The organism is Paraburkholderia sp. CNPSo 3272 (assembly GCF_024206495.1).
Classification (GTDB): Bacteria; Pseudomonadota; Gammaproteobacteria; order Burkholderiales; family Burkholderiaceae; genus Paraburkholderia.
In genome coordinates this window covers 22986-41275 of the sequence record NZ_JAMBPQ010000018.1, presented here as the reverse complement: position 1 = coordinate 41275, position 18290 = coordinate 22986, and the positions used below count along the sequence as shown (strand labels likewise).

The window sequence follows — 18290 nt, the reverse complement described above, 5'->3', positions numbered from 1 at the left end:
CGTTCAACCCTTGCGCGCATGGGCGCGCATGGCGTCCCACTGTTCGTCGGTCCAGTCCTGCATCGCACGGAAAGTCGGGCCGCCAACGCCCTGCATCCAGCGGCCGCCGTCGATCACGATCATGTCGCCGGTGATGTAGCCGGAACCGTCTGACGCCAGATACGCATAGAGATCGGCAAGTTCCGTGTGATCGCCGAAGCGCCGCAGCGGTACGGAGCGCTCCTGCGGTTCGACCTGCGAGCCCGGCGGATACAGCTGCTCCCAAGCACCGGGCGTTGGAAAAAGTCCGGGCGCCACCGCGTTCAGACGGATGCCCTTCGGGCCCCATTCGACCGCGAGGCTGCGGGTCATCGCCAGAACGCCGGCTTTCGCCGCAGCGGACGGCACCGTAAAGGCCGAACCTGTCATCGTGGGCGTAGACACCGTACTGATCACGTTGCCCGCGTGGCCCGCATCGATCCAGCGCTTGCCCGCCGCGATCGTGCAATAGAAGCTGCCGTGCAGCACGATGTCGAGCACAGCGTCCACCGCGCGCGCCGAAAGGCTTTCCGTGCGCGCGATGAAATTGGCCGCGGCATTGTTCAGCAGCACGTCGAGCGGGCCGTCCTGCCAGATCGTGTCCATCATTGCCTCGACGGATTCCGCGCTGCGCACGTCTGCCTGCACCGTCGTAACGCGTGCACCAGGCACCACGCCGCGAAATTCGTCGGCCGTCGCATCGAGCACTTCCTTGCGGCGACCGCAGATGACGAGATCGGCGCCGAGTTCGAGATAACGTCGACCGATACTCTTGCCGAGCCCCGTGCCACCGCCGGTAATCAGGATCCTTTTGTTCTTCAGCAGGTCAGGCGTAAACATAGGCATTGAACTTCCAGTAAAGACAGCAATGAAGAACGGCGGCTTCAGGCGCCCGTGAAAACCGGCTTGCGCTTTTCCATAAAGGCCTTCACGGCCTCCGTGTGATCGCTCGTTTGACGGGTCAGGGGATTCAAGTCGGTTTCCAGACGGCAGGCGTCTTCGATCGAGTTGCCCGCGTTGACGAGGCTCGCCTTCAGGAGCGCCAGCGTAACCGGGGGATAGCTCGCGAAACGGGCCGCGGCCTCGATAGCCGCTTCGAGCGCGTGTCCGCTCGCTGCCACCTCGCTGACGAGACCGATACGGCGCGCCGTGGCTGCATCGATGACATCCCCCTTCAGCATTAATTCGCGCGCCTTGCCGCCGCCCACCTTTTGCGGCAGCGTCCAGAGAATCCCGGTGTCGGGCAGCAGACCTACCTTGCCGAAGGCGCACGAGTACTTCGCCGTATCGGCGCTGACCACGACATCACAGGCAGCAGCCAGCGAGATCCCTGCTCCGTAACACGCGCCTTCCACTGCCGCGACGACGGGCTTCGTGCCCGTATAAATCAGCTTGAAAAGACGCACGCCCACCGCAATGCGCTCACGCAGCGCGAGCAATGGCGGCGTGGTGGCGTGCATTTCCGAGAGGTCGCCGCCCGCGCAAAAATGACCGCCCGCGCCCGTCAGCACAATGGCGCGCGTGTCGGGGTCGTCGTTCATGAGTCGCTGAAACACCTCGGTCAGCGCGAGCCGAAGCTTCATGGAGAACGCATTGCGACGCTCGGGATAGTTCATCGTGACAACGCTCACGTCGCCTTCACGGCGCACCTGCACGACCTCGTCGGTGCCCGCAGCCACTTCCTTCTGCTCGTTACTCATCGCATGGGTCTCCGCGCTCACTCACCGGTGAAGACCGGCGTGGTCTTTTCCATAAATGCCTTGCAGGCAGCCTGATGGTCTTTCGACTGACGCAGAATGGGCTGATAGTCGATTTCGGCGCGCAGCGCGCCTTCCATGGTCGTCGCGGCATTGGTGAGCGATTCCTTCAGCAGCGCCACGCCAAGCGGCGGCAGGGCCGCGAGGCCGAGTGCAACCTCAATCGCCCTGGCGCGCGCCGCGCCCGGTTCCACCGCTTCGTTTGCGAGGTCGATCGCCGCGGCCTTGTTGCCGTCGATCTCCGTGGCGAGCGTTAGCATCTCTCTCGCGCGGGCCATGCCAATGCGCTTTGGAAGCGTCCACAGAATGCCGGTATCCGGAATCAGCCCCACACGCAGGAACGCAGCACAAAAGCGCGCGCTCGACGCTGCGACGACGTAATCGGCCGCCACGGCAAGCGAAAGTCCGGCGCCGAAGGCCACGCCTTCCACCGCCGCCACAACGGGTTTCGGACCCGCCTGCATTTCGCGCACCACCACGCACGATTCCGCCAGGATCTCGCGGCTTTGCAGGATCGTGCGTTTCGTCATCTCGGAGATGTCCGCACCCGCGCAAAAATGCTCGCCCGCGCCTGTGAGGACGATTGCGCGCGACTCAGGGTCGTCGACCATGAGACGATGCACCGTGTCACGCAGCAACTGGCGCATCTGGCGCCCCATTGCATTGCGGCGTCGCGGATTGTTCAAAGTCACGATCGCGACCGGCCCCTCGCGGGTCACCTCGATCAGCGCCGTTTCGGTTGCTGCCGTTTGTTTTTCGCTCATGTTGGCTCCCTTCAGTCGGCCACGAACACCGGCTTGCGCTTTTCCATGAAGGCGCTCACGGCTTCCTCGTGTTCGCGGCTGCGGCGCAGGATGGGCTGCAGGTTGACTTCGGCTTCGATCGCTTCGTCGAGCGTGCGGATGCCCCTCGCGAGCGCGGCCTTCAGATGCGCGGTGGCGACCGAGGGCAATTCGGCGTACTGTTGCGCCACCTTCAAGGCCGCGTTCAGCGCCTCGCCGGGCTCGACGACCTGGTTCGCGAAACCGGTCTCGCCGGCTTCGACGCCGTTGAACTCGCGCGCGCTCAGCATGAGCTCACGTGCGAGGCCACCGCCCACGCGTTGCGAGAGCGACCAGTAGAGCCCCGTATCGGGCAGCAGCCCGACTTTCACGAACGCGCTTGCATAGCGCGCGGACGACGATGTGACGACGTAGTCGCAAGCCGCTGCGAGCGAGAGGCCTGCGCCGAACGCAAACCCTTCGACAGCGGCGACAACCGCCTTCGGGCCTTCGACCATCAGTCTGAAGATACCGAGCGGCAGTTCATTGCGTTGCCGGTACTCGAGCACCTTGCGCGCCTGCATCTCCGAGATGTCGCCGCCCGCACAAAACGTGTTGCCCGCGCCGGTCAGGACGATCGCGCGGCAGCTTTCCTCGTGATGCATCAGTCGATAAAGTTGCGCATACAACGACTCGCGCATCCTCAATGAAAACGCGTTGCGCCGTTGGGGGTAATTCAATGTAACGGTCGCAATTGCGCCGTCTTGCTGGACCTGGACGATCTCTGTCGCGTCGCTGCCGGTCTCTACGCTCATCTGTCCGTCTCCCATGCAAAGCTGTTGACAGTGGCCTGGGCGGCCGGCGTGTCTTACAGGGTTTCTTCTGTTCCGAGAATCACCGTGGCCTGGCTTGAGAGCACGCCTCCGTTGCCGTGCGCGATGGCCAGCTTGGCGCCCGGGATCTGGCGCTCGCCGGCGCGACCCGTCAGTTGCCGCATCGACTCCTCAATCAGGAAAAGCCCATACATGCCGGGGTGAACGCAGGACAAGCCGCCGCCGTTGGTATTCACCGCGAGCCGGCCGCCCGGCGCGATGGCGCCGTCCGCAACGAAGCGGCCGCCTTCGCCCTTGGCGCAGAAGCCGAGGTCTTCCAGGAACAGAATAGTGTTGATCGTGAATGCGTCGTACAGCATCGCGACGTCGATATCGCTTGCCTTCACGCCCGCCATTTCATACGCGCGCCGGCCCGATTGCGCTGCGGCAGTCACCGTGAGATCGGGCATGCTCGCGATTTCGCGGTGCGACGTGGCCGAGGCCGCGCCGAGCAGATAGACGGGCTTGTCGGTCAGATCGCGGGCACGCTCGGCGCGCACCATGACTACGGCCGCCGCGCCATCCGTCACGAGGCAGCAATCGCGCACGGAAAGCGGGTCGGATACGAGACGCGCGCCCATCACGTCATCGATCGACAAGGGCGTGCGCACGTAGGCATCCGGATTGAGCTGCGCCCATTTGCGCGCGGCGACAGCCACCTCGGCCAGATGTTCGCGCTTCGTGCCGAACTGGTGCATATGCCGCGCTGCCGCGAGCGCATAAGACGACACCGGATTCATCGGCTTATACGGGCTCTCCCACGGCGAGGGGCGCGACGACTGCACGAGCTTGCCCGCCGCGCTGCGTTGGTTGCTGCCGTATGCGATCAATGCGACGTCGATCTGTCCCGTACACAACGCCATTGCCGCGGTATGCGCGTAAATCTCGAAAGCCGAGCCGCCGCTTCGGTTGTTGTCGGTGAACTTCGGGTTAATACCGAGGTATTCGGCGAACGTGAGAGCCGAGAGCATGTCATCGGGCGTACACACGAACAGGCCATCCACATCGCCGGGCGTGAGTCCTACCTGGGCCAGCGCGTCGACGCAAGCGCGCGCAGCAAGGTCCATCGACGACAACCCAGGTGCTTCCCCCATCCCATAGGTGGCGCCTGCCACCAGTGCGGTACGCCCGCGCAAGTTGAATTCCATTCGATCTACCTTTCATCAGGTGCGACCGGCTCTTGACGGCCGGTTGCGGGTTAGCGGGCGTCAGGCTGGTTCGAACACGAGCAGTGCCGCATCCCCCCGGTAGACGATCTTCGCCTGCACGGGCATGCCGATGCGCACGGCCTCCGGCTCGACGCCCTCAACGCAGCTGAGCATGCGCACACCTTCTTCCAGATCGATTACTGCGACGTTGTAGCTCGGCGTGGGCGACTTCTGGCGCACGACCGTGGTGGAATAAACCGTGCCTTTCCCGCACGCCTCGACCCACTCCAGATCGCGCGCCCCGGTAACCGGCTCGGCTACGCGCGGATAGAACACATAGCGGCCGCTGCTGCGGCTGCGTTGGATCATCAAACGGCCCTCGGCCAGAAACTTCTGATAATCGACTTCAGGACAAAGAGAGTCCATTCCCCGCTCCTCCAAATCGTTTTTGCCTTATGGCTCCCGCAAATCGAGCCGCGACGTCGGGCCAAAATGGAACAAATAACCGAACACTGTTCCAAATATTAAACGCATCGGAAGCGTGCTGTCAACGGTGGGAAAGCCCTGTCGTGCCCCGCCCCACAAGGCTGACACTACATCCCGGCGAAATTCCGGACGCACCTCGGACAAACCCGCGGCAGCCGGTTTCTGCGCTTGACGGCCACCAGATCCATCGTTTACTTTATCGAACATTGTTCAATATTTTGAAGAGGCCGGGGTGATTCGGGAGCGGTCAGCGGGGACGACCTGGCCCGCTCCGAAAGACGAATCCGGGCCCGATCCGGATAACCGCCAGCAAGAGAGCTAGAAGTGACATACGAACTAACAGACGACCAGGTTCAGATCCGCGATCTCATCCGTCGCGTCGCAAGGGAGCGTGTGGCACCGCGCGCCGACGAGATCGACCGTACGGCCGAGTATCCGCATGACATGTACGCACTGCTTAAGGAACTGGGCCTTTTCACGTTGCCGTTTCCGGAAGCGTATGGCGGCGCCGGCAGTGTGATGTCGGCCTGTATCGCCGTCGAGGAGTTTGGGCGCGTTTGCTACAACACCGGCTATTTGCTGGTGGTGCAATGGACCCCCTTTGGCGCCATTCTCGAAGGAGGCACGGACGAACAGAAGGCACGCCTCCTGCCCGGACTCGCATCCGGCGAATTGCGCGGCGCGCTCTCGATTACCGAATCGCAAAGCGGCTCCGACGTATCCGGCATTCGCACCACAGCGCGCCGCAAGAGCGGCGGCTATGTGCTCAACGGCTCAAAAATCTGGTGCACGAACTCGCATATCGCCGACTTCATTCTCGTCGCGGCAAAGACGCTCGATGAAGAAGGGCAGCCGCTGGGGATCAATCTCTTCATCGTCGATCGCAACACGCACGGCCTCACGATCGGTAATGAGGAGGACAAGATGGGTGCGCGAGGCGTAGCGTCTTGCCCCCTCTATTTCGACGACGCCTTCATTCGCGCGGAAGATCGTCTCGGGCCGGAAGGCGGCCAGGGATTCAAGGTGGCCATGGAAGCGCTCAACACGAGCCGCCCCATCGTTGCCGCGCGCGCGGTCGGCATCGCGCAGGGTGCGATCGATCACGCCGTCAGGTTCATTCAGGATCGCGTAGCGTTCGGTCAGACCATCAGCAACTTCCAGGGCGTGCGCTGGATGATCGCCGACATGGTTACGCAGACCGAAGCCGCGCGCCAACTTGTCTATCGCACCGCGTCGCTTGTCGACGCGGGCGTAAGCGGACGCGAACTTGCTCCAATGGCTGCGATGGCGAAGATGTTCGCATCGGACGTCGCCATGAAGGTCGCGACCGACGCCGTGCAGCTCTTCGGCGCGGCCGGCATCTCCAACGAGTACCCGATCAACCGCTATTTCCGCGACGCGAAAGTGGTGCAGATCATTGAAGGCACCAACCAGATCCAGCGCAACATCGTCGCGGACAACGTGCTGGGCCGCATCAAGAAGAACTGAAAACGACAGCCGAGCTAACAAGCGAGCGACAACAAGAGAGGACAGGCAATGGAAGACATCGAAACGGTTGGTTTGGGTATCCACTGGGAGGACCTGCCCGTTGGACGCAAGTTCAAGACTGTGGGCCGGACGGTCACCGAAACGGACGTCGTGAATTTCGTTTCCGTGACCGGCATGCTGGAAGTGCTGTTTACCAACACCGAATTTCTAAGGGAGCAGTCGGCGATCAAGGGGCGTGTCGCGCCGGGGGCGCTCGTGTTTACGCTCATGGAGGGGCTGCTTACGCAGGCCACCATGCAGGGCGTCGGCTTCGCGTTCCTCAACATGGAGCTCGATATCAAGGGCCCCACCTACGTCGGCGACACGATTCATGTGGAATGCGAGGTAATTGAATGCCGGCCCAGCAACGGGCGCCCCGGACTTGGTCTCGTACGCACGCGTAACCGCGTGATCAAGCAGGACGGCACGGAAGTCATGGTGTACACGCCGCTCAGACTCGTGAAGGGCAAAGAATACAAGGCCTGAGCATGGAAAATCCACAACAACCCCTCGAACGGGCTACGGGCCCGTTAGCCGGTGTCCGCGTGATCGACCTGACCATCAACGTGCTTGGTCCGGTCGCCACGCAGCTGCTGGGCGACATGGGTGCGGACGTCGTCAAGATCGAGCCACCCGAAGGCGACCAGAACCGCAAGAACGGTCCCGGCCGCAACCCCGACATGGCGGTGTTCTATACGATCATGAACCGCAACAAGCGGAGCGTGGTCCTGAACCTCAAACAGGCCGAATGCCGTGAAGCGCTGTTCAAGCTTGTCGAGACGGCCGACGTCATCGTGCACAGTATGCGTCCGAGCGCCGCCGACCGACTCGGTATTGGCTACGAAGCGGTGCGGGCGCGCAACCCGCGCATCGTGTATGCGTCGGGCGCGGGCTATCGCATCGACGGCCCTTACAAGGACCGCCCCGCCTTTGACGACGTGATCCAGGGCGAAACCGGCATTGCCGCCATGAATCGCGACGCCGACGGCTCGCCGCGTTACTTCCCCACCGTGATCGTCGACAAGTTCTGCGGTTACGTGCTGGCGTCGTCGATCGGCATGGCGCTTTTTCACCGCGAGCGTACCGGCCTCGGTCAACTCGTTCACGTGCCGATGTTCGAGACGATGCTGCAATTCAATCTGTTCGAGCATCTTTGGGAAGGCGCGCTAGGCTCCAATGACGGCACGGGTCTTGGCTATCCGCGCATGTTTTCGCCGCATCGCCGGCCCTACGCGACGAAGGACGGGCACATCTGCCTGCTCGCGGTAAACAACGAGCAATGGCGCCGTGTGCTGTGCGCGATCGATGCGGCGCATCTGCTCGACGACCCGCGCTTCTGCCATATGACCGAGCGCATGCGCAACATCAACGAGCTGTACCGCATCGTCGGCGACGCCATCCTCAACAAGACCACGGCGGAATGGAACGCCATTTTCGCATCGGCGGACGTGCCGCACGGCCCCGTGCGCGACCTGAAAGACCTGATGGACGACGCGTACATCAAGGAGACCGGCTTCTTCCAGCGTTTCGCTCATCCGACCGAAGGCGACATGGTCATGACCTCGATCCCGGTGCACTTCTCCGAGTCGCCCGGCAACGTTCGCTATCTCCCGCCGAATCTAGGCGAGCACAGCATCGAAGTCCTGGTCGAAGCGGGCTACAGCGCAAGCGAAGCCAGCGCGCTCCTCGCCCGTGCCACGGGAAAAGGCGAGGCCGTTACCGAAGCGCTGAGCAAAGACTAACTGGCGCGAAAGCGCCTCGCATATCACGGAGGGAATCAATGAAGGGGCTCAAGGAAAAGGTCGTCGTCGTCACCGGCGCCGCAGGCGGAATTGGAACCGCCATCAGCAAACGATTCGGCGAGGAAGGCTCGACTGTCGCGCTGTTCGACCTGAACGAAGACGGCGCGGCGCGTGTCGCGGCGGAAATCGAGGCGGCGGGCGGCAAGGCGCGTGCGTACCGCGTCGACATCACGGATCACGAGGGCGTGCATGCGGCAGTGGCGAGAGTCGAGGAAGAACTCGGCCCCATCGAGGTGCTCGTCAACAACGCGGGCTGGGACATGGGTTCGTTCTTCCTGCAAACCGAGAAGCCGTTCTGGGACAAAGTTGTCGCGATCAATCTGTACGGGCCGCTGAACATGCACCATGCCGTACTGCGGCGCATGGCCGAGCGTGGTCGTGGCCGCGTCGTGAATATCTCGTCGGACGCGGGGCGCGTGGGCTCCTCGATGGAAGCGGTGTACTCGTTCTGCAAAGGCGGACTCATCGCGTTCACGAAAACCATGGCGCGCGAAATGGCCCGCCAGCATATTCCCGTCAACGTCGTTTGCCCCGGCCCCACCGCGACCCCGCTGCTCGACAACCTCGCGCAAGGCGAGAAAGGCGAACGCATCAAGGCGGCGCTCGTGAAGGCCGTGCCCTTCGGACGCATGGGCGAGCCGGGCGATATCCCCGGCACGGTTGCCTTCCTCGCGAGCGACGATGCCGCCTTCATCAGCGGCCAGGTCATCAGTGTGTCCGGCGGTCTGACGATGGCCGGTTAAACGGCGACACAAACCTGTTCAACAACAAACGACATCGGAACACGACATGGAATTCAAGGACATTATCTACAAGGAGGCGGATGGCGTCGCAACGATCACCATCAATCGCCCCAGCGTCTACAACGCGTTCAGCGCCAACACGTGCGAAGAACTCATCAAGGCCTTCGGTGTTGCGGGCTGGAACAAGGATATCGGCGTCGTGGTGCTCACGGGCAGCGGCGAAAAGGCATTCTGCACGGGCGGTGATCAATCGGGCGACGGCTACAACGGCCGCGGCACGGTGGGCCTGCCGATCGAGGAACTGCAAAGCATCATCCGCGACATTCCGAAGCCGGTCATCGCACGCGTGAACGGCTACGCGATCGGCGGCGGCAACGTGCTCGTGACGATCTGCGACCTCGCGATCGCTTCCGAAACCGCGATCTTCGGCCAGGTCGGCCCGAAAGTGGGTTCGGTCGATCCGGGCTTCGGAACCGCGTATCTCGCGCGCATCATCGGCGAGAAGCGTGCGCGCGAAATCTGGTACCTGTGCCGAAAATATAGTGCCAAGGAAGCGCTCGACTGGGGTCTCATCAATGCGGTTGTGCCCCCCGAGCAACTCGACGCCGAAACGAAGAAGTGGTGCGCCGAAATCCTGCAGATGAGCCCCACCGCGATCGCGTTGGCGAAGCGTTCGTTCAATATCGACACCGAAAATATTCGCGGTATCGGTGCGTTCGCGATGCAGGCGCTCGCGATGTATTACGACACGGACGAATCGAAGGAAGGCGGCAATGCGTTCCGCGAAAAGCGCAAGCCGGAGTTCCGCAAGTACGTGAAGTAAGCGGAAAAAAGCACGCGGGGCGATGCTCAGTTTCGGCGTCGCCCTCTTTTCGCCTGATGCACTGCGCCGAAGCTCGGTACTTGCTGAAACTACGCGTGAGGTTGTAGCCCAGGCGCCACGTGTACCGGACCTGTCAGGCCCGCTGCACGCTCTATCGTCGCCATGACGACTTTCTACACCATTAGTTTGCCCAGCCGGTTCGACGCTGCTACCGCGTCGTCGATCATCTCGTCGAAGATGGCTTCGACGTTCCTCACCGCATCGGCAAAGACCGCCGCGTGGCCGTAGTCGATCATGCCCTTGCGGGTGTCGCCAGTCACGTAGGCATCGTGTGCGAGCGCGCCCATCACGTGAGGACGGAATTGCTCGAATTCGGTCACCTGCGCGCGATCCAGTTCCAGGACCGCCTCCGCGCTCTCGTTGCGCAGCACGCGATGGTGATCACGGATCGCAGACTTGACCACTACGCTCTCGCTGCCGTCGCCCGCCACCACTTTCGCCTTGACCTCGGGATGAATCCACAGCTCCTCGGCAACCATCATGCGCGTGCCCATGATGACAGCCTCGGCCCCCATCGCCAGCACGCCTGCAAGTTGACGACCGGTGCCGATGCCGCCGCCGATCACAACGGGCAAACCGACTTCCTGCGGCGCCTGCGCCGCCTGCACGATGCTGCCGATCTGATAGATGCCGGGGTGTCCCCCGCATTCGTTGCCGACGACGATCACACCGTCGACGCCCATCCGCACCGCCGTGTGTGCATAGCGCACAGCGGGCACCTTGTGCAAAACCTTGATGCCCGCCTCCTTGAGCACGGGCACGACCGCTTCCGGACTCGCACCCGCCGTTTCTACGCAAGCGACTTTCTCTTCGATCAGAATGCGGATCTGTTGTTTGACACGCTCCACACCGCCCGCTTGCCGCGATATGTAGAGATTGACGCCGAAGTTCTTCGCACCGCCAAGTTCGCGACAGGTACGCAACTCGTTGCGAAATTCGTCGGCGTCGGGAAAGCCCGCACCCACGATGAACCCCATGCCGCCTGCATTGACGACCGCCGCGACATACCGGGCGTCGGACACGCGTGGCCCGAGACCCCCGCAAAGAATGGGGTGCCGAATGCCGAGCAGATCGGTGATTCGCGTCTTGAATATTTGGGGGCGCACGATGCGGTTCCCTCGCGCAAGTCAGCGAAACGAGATCGTGTGGCCACCGTCCACTGCGATCGTCTGGCCGTTGATATAGCCGCCCGAGGGCGACGCCAGGAGCACGGCGAGCCCGGCGATTTCCTCGACTTCGCCGAAGCGCTGCGACGGATTGCGGCCACGGTACCATTCGACCATCGCCTCGTCCTCCCACTGCGATCGCGCCATCTCGGTCTTGAATGTGCCTGGCGCAATGCAGTTGGCCGTCACGCCCTTCGCCGCGAATTCCATCGCGAGGTTTCGCACCAGTTGCATGTCGGCGGCCTTGGTGAGGCCGTAGGTTCCCGTCACGGCGTCGCCGAAAAGGCCGACCACCGATGCCACGGAAACGAAGCGGCCATAGCCGCGCTCGATCATGCCCGGCACGGTCATCTGAGCGAGCCAGATATTGCTTTGCACGTTGACCTGCATGAACTTGTTGAACGTTTCGTCCTGCAGATCGAGGGCAGATCCAACCCACGGATGAATGGCCGCATTGGCCATCACGATGTCGACTCTGCCCCATTTGCCGTTCGCAGCGTCCACGAGATTCTGCAACTCGGCCTTGCGTCCGATGTTGCAGGCAAATGGCATGGCCACGCGGCTGCCGATCTGTTCGTTGATTGCTTGCGCGGCGCTTTCGCAGGCGTCGGCATTGCGGCCGGAGATGACGACCTTTGCGCCATGCTCCGCCATGCCGAGCGCACTGGCGTACCCAATGCCGCGACTCGATCCCGTGATGATGGCGACCTTATCGGTCAAGTCGAAAAGCGAAGAGCGCATGCATACTCCACATAAGAATGGTGTGCCGATGAAGGAGAATCACCTTGTCGAATTAGCCTTGTTTGCGCTTCTGCTGGGCGACGAACGCGGAGGCAATCTCGTGATGCTCATCGCTGAGCGTCGCCGCAAGCTGCCGCGCAAGCGTCGTGTCGAGCATTTGCGCGGCACTGCGATGGAGGTGGAGATTCATCAGCTTCTTCGTTTCGCGCAGCGCGTGACGCGGTTGCTTGAGCAGCTTTTCGGCAAGCGCCAGGGCCTCGTCCATCAGCTTTTCGGGGTCCACGACGCGGTTGGCGAGTCCGTATTCGACCGCCTGCTGCGCAGTGATGCGATCGCCCGTAAAGATCAACTCCTTCGCCCGTAGCAGACTCGTGTAAAGCGGCCACGCGACGGAAATTCCATCGCCGACGACGAGACCGATATTGATATGCGGCTCGGCCAGAAACGCCTTCCCGGACATCAGGACGATGTCGCAGAGCGTGGCCATCGTTGCTCCCCAGCCCACCGCAGGACCGTTGACCGCCGCAATGACCGGAATCGGCACGTCGATGAAACCGTGTATGGTCTGGCGCGCGTTCTCTTGTACGCGCCGGGCAAACGCGGGGTCGTCAAGCGTCTTGACGAAATGGTTCATGTCCCCGCCCGCGCTGAATGCCCGTCCCGCGCCGGTAAGAATGGCAACGCGCGCTTCGGGATCCTCGGCCAGCGCAGCGAACAGCTTCGGATAACTAAACAGCATTTCCGTTGTTGACGCGTTCAGATCGTCGGGTCGGTTGAGCGTGATGATGCGCAGGCCGCCGTCGGCCCTCACTTGAATGTCGTCTGGAAGGCCGTAGAGATTCGTCATGTTAGCCGCCGTAGGGCGAAGTCGTTGAATGAGTCGACGCGCCTGCGCCGCGTTACGCAGCTCTGTTCGACAGAACGACTAGTTCTGCACCTGCCACGCCATGCTGCCGCGTTGCTTTCGTTCCGCCAATGCCGCCTTCTCGATACGCAAGGCTTCTTCGAGCGTGGCTAGCGCACCCTGATCGATCACGTGCTTGACTGTGGCGACGAGCTCCGGGCGCCGGCTCGCGATCGTCCTCGCAAGCGCCGCTGCGCGCTCCATCAACTGATCGTGGGCGACCACCTCGTTCACGAGACCGATGCGCAAAGCCGTGGCCGCGTCGATCGGCTCGCTCGTGAAGCTGAACTGCTTGGCCCACCGCGGGCCCACGATATGCGGCAGCCGCGCGGTCATACCGCCACCGGCCAATGCGCCGATTTTCGTGTGCGTGTCGGCAAAGCGCGCGCGCTCGGAGGCGATGATGAAATCGCATCCCATCGCGAGCTCGAGTCCGCCGGTAACGGCAGCGCCATTCACGGCCGCGATCACCGGCTTGGTGATGCGCGGCCACATGTCGATCATTTCCGCGACGCGCGCGCGCGGCGCATCGGGCGCGGAAAAGTCGTGCAGGTCGAGCCCGGCGCAAAACGCGGGATCGGCGCCCGTCACGATCAGCACGCGCAGGTTTTCATCGGCCTCGAACCGGTTTAGTGCATCGACGAGCACTTCAGTCAATGCAAGGTTCAGCGCGTTGCGAGCCTCGGGCCTGTTCAGTGTCAGCGTGAGCACGGCGTCCTCACGCGTCGTGCATAGCAGATCGGCTCTCGTTGCGTCCATGACAATGCCTCGATAGGGATTCAAGCCGCCGCGGCCAATGCCTCGTGTTGTATCTGGCGGGCGTAGCGATTCAGGTGATAGTCCATGTTGCCGAACAACGCGTCGAGCACGAGGTGGCGGCGATAGTGATGGCCGACCTTGTATTCGTTCGTGATGCCATACCCGCCGTGCAACTGGATGCCTTGCTGAGTGACGAACCTGGCGCTGCGAGTAGTCTGCGCCTTGCACCCCGAGATTTCCACGCTTCGCTTTTCGCTGTCCTCGCTGAGCGCCAGTAATGCACGATGCAAGGTCGCTCGCGCCTGCATCGCATCGATCGCCATGTCGGCCATGCGGTGCTGCAGCGCCTGGAAGCTGCCGATCGCAACGCCGAACTGCTTGCGCGTTTTCAGGTATTCCGATGCGAGCTCGATGGCGTCTTCCATATCGCCCACCAGTTCCGCGCAAAGCGTGACGATGGCTTCGTCGACTGCGCGTTGCAGTCCCTCGAAGGCGCGGGCCGCCTCGCCCACGACATCGGAATCGGCAACGAGCACGCCTTCGAGCAGGAGGTCGGCCGACGGCGTGCCGTCGAGCAGCGCGCACGTCTTGAGCGTCACCCCCGCCTGCTTCGGATCCACGAGGAAAATACCAATACCGTGCTTGTCACCGGCCGCTCCCGAAGTGCGAGCAACGACGAGCAGGCGATCGGCAACGGGCGCACCGATCACGAGCGTTTTGTAGCCGTCCAGGCGCCAGGCGCCGTCGGCCGTTTTCTTCGCGGTGGCCGTGACGTAATGCACCTGGCCTCGCGACTCGCGTTCGCTGTGCGCAACCGCATAAACGGTTTCACCAGAGACGATTTTCCCGAGCACGGTTTCGCGCTGTCCTTCGCGCCCGCAGTGCGTGACGAGCGAAGCCGGAAACACGCCACACATTACGTAGGGTTCCAGCATCAGTGCGCGCCCGATCTGCTCGGCCACGATGGCGCTTTCCACCACCGAGAAACCGAGCCCGCCCATCTCCTCCGGCACCGCTATCCCAAGCCAGCCCATCTCTGCAAGCGCGTGCCATGTCTCCCGCGAAAAGCCGCCGCCTTGCGAAGCCAGATTGCTGCGATGTTCGAACGTATAGCTCTTTTGCACGAAGCGCTGCGCGCTTTCCTGCAACATCCGCTGTTCGTCGCTCAACTCGAAGTCCATGCTGCACCCTCTTTCTATCGGCAATTAATGCGGTCGCCCGTAACGGCGATCGACGGATGATCGTAGATCGACGCGACATCACAGATCGAACATCGCCTTTGCAATGATGTTGCGCTGAATCTCGGCCGTCCCGCCATAGATCGAGCAAGCGCGCCGGTAGAACACTTCGGCAGCGAGGCCCGGCGCGTATTCGGGCCCGATAAACGAGGCATCGCGCAGCGCGTGCTCCTCATTCGGATCGGGATAGAACACGGCGCCGTAGTCGCCAATCACCTCCAGCAACATCTCCGTGATCTTTTGGTGAAGTTCCGAGCCTCGCACCTTGAGCATGGATCCGATCGCCATGCCGCCGCTGCGCTCGTCTATCCCTTGATGCAGAATCTTTTGCACTGCCATATCGATTGCCCGAACTTCCAGCTCATGCTGCGCGAGACGCGCCGCAAATGTCGGGTCCTCGATCAATGGCTTGCCCGCCACGCGCTCGCGCGACGCGTAGTTCCGGATTTTGCGCAGATAGCGCTTGAGCGCCGGGGCTTCGGCGCCGAGGAACGCCCGCTCGTTGAAGAGCAGAAACTTCGTATATCCCCAGCCCTTGTTCACTTCCCCGATCAGGTTTTCGGCGGGCACGCGCACGTTGTCGTAGAACACTTCGGCCAGGTGATGACAGCCGTCGAGCGACCCAATGGGTCGCACGGTGACACCCGGCGAAGCCATGTCGAGCAACAGAAACGAAATGCCCTTTTGCGGCTTCGCTTCGCTGTCCGTGCGCACCAGCACGAAGTTCCATTGACCATAGGCGCCGAAGCTCGTCCAGATCTTTTGTCCGTTGACGATGTAGTGATCTCCATCGCGAACCGCCGTCGTACGCAGCGACGCGAGATCGGAGCCCGAGCCCGGCTCCGAAAATCCCTGCACCCAGAACACTTCCCCCCGCTGAATCGGCGGAAGAAAACGCCGCCTCTGTTCTTCATTGCCGAATTCGCAAATCACGGGCCCGACGAGCGATACACCCGCCTGATTCTGCGCGGGCGCGCCCGCCAGATAGCACTCTTCTTCGAAGATATAACGCTGCATCGCGGTCCACCCCGTGCCGCCGTAGGCAGCGGGCCAATGCGGCACCGACCATCCACGCGTTTCGTGCAGAATGCGCGTCCAGCGCTGGGAATCGTCGTCGCCTGCAAGAAAGCCCTGTTGCCCGCGAAAAGCCATATCGGCCGGCAGGTGATCTCTGAGGAAAGCCCTGACTTCTTCACGGAACGCAATGTCGGCGGGGGCTACGCGAAAATCCATAGTGTTTAGCTTCCGGCGTTTTCGGTACGTTGAACTCGATCTGATTCGGCTGCGCCCGCATTGCCGACCAGCGTGCGCGGCGTGGGCGGCGTGCGATAAAGCTCATCCACGACGCCGCGACGCCGCTCGAGCACGTTGCGCTGGCTGATCGCACTCTTCGCGCTCAACTCACCGTTGTCGAGTGTGGGCGCTTCGCTTTCGATCACAATGCGCGCGATACGGGCCGAACTGCCGCCGGAGCGCGCAGCGAGCTGGTCGACGCCCCTCTGGAAGAACGCCCGCACGCCACGGCTGTTGACGATCTGATCGACATCCGGCGTCGAGTCGTGAAGGTCGTCGCAAAGCGCACGGCACGCTTCGACGTCGGGGAATACGAGTGCGGTCAGGTAATCGCGGTCTTGACCCGCAATGACGACGTCGCGCGCATACGGACCGAAAGTGTTCAGCGCATGCAAGCGCAAGTCGGCAACGTTGACCCACGTGCCCGTGGACAGCTTGAAATTTTCGGCGATGCGGCCATCGAAGCGCAGGCCGAGTTCGATACGCTGCGGGTCGATGAACGTTGCAGCGTCACCAGAGCGGAAATAGCCCTCCTCGTCGAACGAGGCGGCGGTACGCTCAGGATCTTTCCAGTACCCCGGCGTCACGCAGTCGCCAAAGAAGCGGATTTCCAGCTTCTCTCCGACCGGCGCCACCTTCACTTTGACGCCGGGCACAGGCAAACCCGCAATCGCCTCGCGCCGCGGATCCCAGGCAGCCGACATCGGCGTGGGGCCTGCTTCGGTGCCGCCGATCCCCGACATGATGAGCACGCGCTGGCCGATAGTGCGTACGGCGAGTTCGTCGAGTTCGGCCCAGATGTACTTCGGCAGACTTGCGCCGCCGTAGTAGATCAGCGCGAGCTTGCTGAAGAATTTCTCGCGCAGTGCCTTGTCGGCTCGAAGATGCGGAATGAGCGAGGCCAACCCTTGGGGTGTATTGAGGTAGACCACCGGCGCGATTTCACGCAATGCCTGCACAGTAGGACCGATTTCCTCCGGCGTTGGCTTGCCGGGGTCCAGGTAGTATGTGCCGCCGCCGTACAACACCATGCCGAAGTTATGGGTGCCGCCGAAGGTGTGATGCCACGGCAGCCAATCGACGAGATCCGGCGGCCCGTCCTGAAGAAACGCGAACACCTGTGCGACCTGTTGGCGATTGCTGCACAACATGCGCTGAGGGTAGATCACACCCTTTGGTGCGCCTGTCGTACCCGAGGTGAACATGATCTTGCCGACGGTGTCCGGACCGACCGCATTGAACGCCTTGTCGACATCGGCGGTCACCGGCGTCTTCAGCCAGTCTGCTACACGCGAACTGGCACGCCCCTCTGGCAACGGACCGACGACGACACTCTCTACGTCGCCGAATACCTCGCGCAATGCGCGGCCATACTGCGCACCGTCATCCGCGAAGACGAGGCCAGGCGTACACACGGCCGCGAGTTGCCTGAGCTTCGAAAAATCCTGTGACAGAAGCGAATACGCAGGCGTTACGGGAATATAGGGAACCCCGACGTGCAATGCGGCAAGGGCGAAGAGCGCGTGCTCAAATCCCCGATCCGAAAGAATCATCAACGGACGAGACGGGGACAACCCTCGATCGAGCAGCGCCTGCCCCAGTGCACGCGCACCGTCGAACGCCTGCTTATACGTGAGCGACTCCCATGACTTGCCATCTGGCGTACGCCGCGCGAGCAACGCGCGCTCGGGCGTGACGCTCGCCCAGTGTTCGAGCCGCTGCGTCAAGCGCAGGGGATAGGGTTCAAGCCCTTCCCTCAGTTCATACACCACGCTTCCGTCGGGCCTTCGCTCGACGATGGCATCCATGCTGCCGAGGCGTATCGGGCGAAACGGCACATCCATCAGGGCGTCGTGCGAAGCCGTACCTGCATCCATCTGAATCGTCCTGTTGTTATCTGGCAAGCCACGTCCCACTGACACTTGCATCGCCATTCGGCGGCTAAGATTTTGCGCACCGAGACTGACCAATAATTGAACGCCGATCATCATTGTGAACCAGCATAGCGTGAAATCGAACGCACGTCTATTGGTTGTGACCCACCAGAATCGCCTGATGCCGACCTCCGGAATCCGGCACGAATGACCCGCGAAATACGCAGGACGCTCGCAACCTTGCGCACTGCACAATCACGTGGACACACTTTAGAAAATGCGCTACTTTATGAACGTCATTCACATTGTAAAACACTG

General features: G+C 62.2%; 18 protein-coding genes. 5 read left to right on the top strand and 13 right to left on the bottom strand.

Features of this window, described 5'->3' with window-relative positions; all coding sequences use genetic code 11:
* Window positions 1-3: 3 nt before the first annotated feature.
* The 6 genes from M3I53_RS21705 to M3I53_RS21680 are packed head-to-tail and all read right to left on the bottom strand — an operon-like array spanning window position 4 to window position 4982.
* Window positions 4-858, bottom strand: a complete 855-nt coding sequence (locus M3I53_RS21705; RefSeq protein WP_375542564.1) for an SDR family oxidoreductase — start codon at window positions 856-858, stop codon at window positions 4-6.
* A gap of 44 nt (window positions 859-902) precedes the next feature.
* A complete protein-coding gene (locus M3I53_RS21700) occupies window positions 903-1718 on the bottom strand; it encodes an enoyl-CoA hydratase/isomerase family protein (protein ID WP_254317904.1) in 816 nt (271 codons plus the stop codon).
* 17 nt (window positions 1719-1735) lie between these two features.
* Window positions 1736-2539, bottom strand: a complete 804-nt coding sequence (locus tag M3I53_RS21695) for an enoyl-CoA hydratase/isomerase family protein (RefSeq protein ID WP_254317903.1) — start codon at window positions 2537-2539, stop codon at window positions 1736-1738.
* Window positions 2540-2550: 11 nt separating this feature from the next.
* Window positions 2551-3351 (bottom strand): enoyl-CoA hydratase/isomerase family protein, encoded by an 801-nt coding sequence (locus tag M3I53_RS21690; protein ID WP_254317902.1) that lies wholly within the window; start codon window positions 3349-3351, stop codon window positions 2551-2553.
* Between the two features lie 53 nt (window positions 3352-3404).
* Window positions 3405-4556: a thiolase gene (locus M3I53_RS21685; RefSeq protein WP_254317901.1), complete on the bottom strand. Its 1152-nt coding sequence runs from the start codon at window positions 4554-4556 to the stop codon at window positions 3405-3407.
* Between the two features lie 60 nt (window positions 4557-4616).
* Window positions 4617-4982, bottom strand: a complete 366-nt coding sequence (locus M3I53_RS21680) for a Zn-ribbon domain-containing OB-fold protein (RefSeq protein WP_254317900.1) — start codon at window positions 4980-4982, stop codon at window positions 4617-4619.
* A gap of 384 nt (window positions 4983-5366) precedes the next feature.
* Between M3I53_RS21680 and M3I53_RS21675 the strand changes: the two genes are divergently transcribed.
* From M3I53_RS21675 to M3I53_RS21655, 5 genes are read left to right on the top strand one after another with little or no spacing between them, the layout of a single operon-like run.
* Window positions 5367-6530 carry an acyl-CoA dehydrogenase family protein gene (locus M3I53_RS21675; protein ID WP_254317899.1) on the top strand — a complete coding sequence of 388 codons (1164 nt, stop codon included), beginning with the start codon at window positions 5367-5369 and terminating at the stop codon, window positions 6528-6530.
* A 48-nt stretch (window positions 6531-6578) separates the two neighbouring features.
* Complete coding sequence (locus M3I53_RS21670; RefSeq protein ID WP_254317898.1) at window positions 6579-7055, top strand: MaoC/PaaZ C-terminal domain-containing protein; 477 nt, start codon at window positions 6579-6581, stop codon at window positions 7053-7055.
* 2 nt (window positions 7056-7057) lie between these two features.
* On the top strand, window positions 7058-8311 hold the full coding sequence (locus tag M3I53_RS21665; RefSeq protein ID WP_254317897.1) for a CaiB/BaiF CoA-transferase family protein: 1254 nt from the start codon (window positions 7058-7060) through the stop codon (window positions 8309-8311).
* A gap of 38 nt (window positions 8312-8349) precedes the next feature.
* Window positions 8350-9114 (top strand): glucose 1-dehydrogenase, encoded by a 765-nt coding sequence (locus M3I53_RS21660; RefSeq protein WP_254317896.1) that lies wholly within the window; start codon window positions 8350-8352, stop codon window positions 9112-9114.
* A gap of 46 nt (window positions 9115-9160) precedes the next feature.
* Window positions 9161-9937, top strand: coding sequence for an enoyl-CoA hydratase-related protein (locus tag M3I53_RS21655; protein WP_254317895.1), 777 nt, complete (start codon window positions 9161-9163; stop codon window positions 9935-9937).
* Window positions 9938-10110: 173 nt separating this feature from the next.
* Here the strand turns inward: M3I53_RS21655 and M3I53_RS21650 are convergent, their stop codons facing one another.
* From M3I53_RS21650 to M3I53_RS21620, 7 genes are all read right to left on the bottom strand, one after another.
* The gene (locus M3I53_RS21650) at window positions 10111-11103 is read right to left on the bottom strand and encodes a nitronate monooxygenase (protein WP_254317894.1); all 993 of its coding nucleotides are present in this window, start codon (window positions 11101-11103) and stop codon (window positions 10111-10113) included.
* Between the two features lie 21 nt (window positions 11104-11124).
* Window positions 11125-11904: an SDR family NAD(P)-dependent oxidoreductase gene (locus M3I53_RS21645; RefSeq protein ID WP_254317893.1), complete on the bottom strand. Its 780-nt coding sequence runs from the start codon at window positions 11902-11904 to the stop codon at window positions 11125-11127.
* Window positions 11905-11956: 52 nt separating this feature from the next.
* Window positions 11957-12751 (bottom strand): enoyl-CoA hydratase/isomerase family protein, encoded by a 795-nt coding sequence (locus M3I53_RS21640; RefSeq protein ID WP_254317892.1) that lies wholly within the window; start codon window positions 12749-12751, stop codon window positions 11957-11959.
* Window positions 12752-12829: 78 nt separating this feature from the next.
* On the bottom strand, window positions 12830-13567 hold the full coding sequence (locus M3I53_RS21635) for an enoyl-CoA hydratase (protein ID WP_254317891.1): 738 nt from the start codon (window positions 13565-13567) through the stop codon (window positions 12830-12832).
* A 20-nt stretch (window positions 13568-13587) separates the two neighbouring features.
* The gene (locus M3I53_RS21630; RefSeq protein ID WP_254317890.1) at window positions 13588-14748 is read right to left on the bottom strand and encodes an acyl-CoA dehydrogenase family protein; all 1161 of its coding nucleotides are present in this window, start codon (window positions 14746-14748) and stop codon (window positions 13588-13590) included.
* A gap of 78 nt (window positions 14749-14826) precedes the next feature.
* Window positions 14827-16038: an acyl-CoA dehydrogenase family protein gene (locus M3I53_RS21625; RefSeq protein WP_254317889.1), complete on the bottom strand. Its 1212-nt coding sequence runs from the start codon at window positions 16036-16038 to the stop codon at window positions 14827-14829.
* 5 nt (window positions 16039-16043) lie between these two features.
* Window positions 16044-18227, bottom strand: a complete 2184-nt coding sequence (locus M3I53_RS21620; RefSeq protein WP_254317888.1) for an AMP-binding protein — start codon at window positions 18225-18227, stop codon at window positions 16044-16046.
* Between the last annotated feature and the right edge of the window lie 63 nt (window positions 18228-18290).

What these genes read in the sequence shown, in the direction of transcription:
- M3I53_RS21645 (WP_254317893.1), bottom strand. Translation starts at nt 11,904, where the DNA reads ATGCGCTCTTCGCTTTTCGACTTGACCGATAAGGTCGCCATCATCACG.
- M3I53_RS21660 (WP_254317896.1), top strand. Translation starts at nt 8,350, where the DNA reads ATGAAGGGGCTCAAGGAAAAGGTCGTCGTCGTCACCGGCGCCGCAGGC.
- M3I53_RS21655 (WP_254317895.1), top strand. Translation starts at nt 9,161, where the DNA reads ATGGAATTCAAGGACATTATCTACAAGGAGGCGGATGGCGTCGCAACG.
- M3I53_RS21665 (WP_254317897.1), top strand. Translation starts at nt 7,058, where the DNA reads ATGGAAAATCCACAACAACCCCTCGAACGGGCTACGGGCCCGTTAGCC.
- M3I53_RS21640 (WP_254317892.1), bottom strand. Translation starts at nt 12,751, where the DNA reads ATGACGAATCTCTACGGCCTTCCAGACGACATTCAAGTGAGGGCCGAC.
- M3I53_RS21630 (WP_254317890.1), bottom strand. Translation starts at nt 14,748, where the DNA reads ATGGACTTCGAGTTGAGCGACGAACAGCGGATGTTGCAGGAAAGCGCG.
- M3I53_RS21635 (WP_254317891.1), bottom strand. Translation starts at nt 13,567, where the DNA reads ATGGACGCAACGAGAGCCGATCTGCTATGCACGACGCGTGAGGACGCC.
- M3I53_RS21685 (WP_254317901.1), bottom strand. Translation starts at nt 4,556, where the DNA reads ATGGAATTCAACTTGCGCGGGCGTACCGCACTGGTGGCAGGCGCCACC.
- M3I53_RS21705 (WP_375542564.1), bottom strand. Translation starts at nt 858, where the DNA reads ATGTTTACGCCTGACCTGCTGAAGAACAAAAGGATCCTGATTACCGGC.
- M3I53_RS21680 (WP_254317900.1), bottom strand. Translation starts at nt 4,982, where the DNA reads ATGGACTCTCTTTGTCCTGAAGTCGATTATCAGAAGTTTCTGGCCGAG.
- M3I53_RS21670 (WP_254317898.1), top strand. Translation starts at nt 6,579, where the DNA reads ATGGAAGACATCGAAACGGTTGGTTTGGGTATCCACTGGGAGGACCTG.
- M3I53_RS21625 (WP_254317889.1), bottom strand. Translation starts at nt 16,038, where the DNA reads ATGGATTTTCGCGTAGCCCCCGCCGACATTGCGTTCCGTGAAGAAGTC.
- M3I53_RS21700 (WP_254317904.1), bottom strand. Translation starts at nt 1,718, where the DNA reads ATGAGTAACGAGCAGAAGGAAGTGGCTGCGGGCACCGACGAGGTCGTG.
- M3I53_RS21690 (WP_254317902.1), bottom strand. Translation starts at nt 3,351, where the DNA reads ATGAGCGTAGAGACCGGCAGCGACGCGACAGAGATCGTCCAGGTCCAG.
- M3I53_RS21695 (WP_254317903.1), bottom strand. Translation starts at nt 2,539, where the DNA reads ATGAGCGAAAAACAAACGGCAGCAACCGAAACGGCGCTGATCGAGGTG.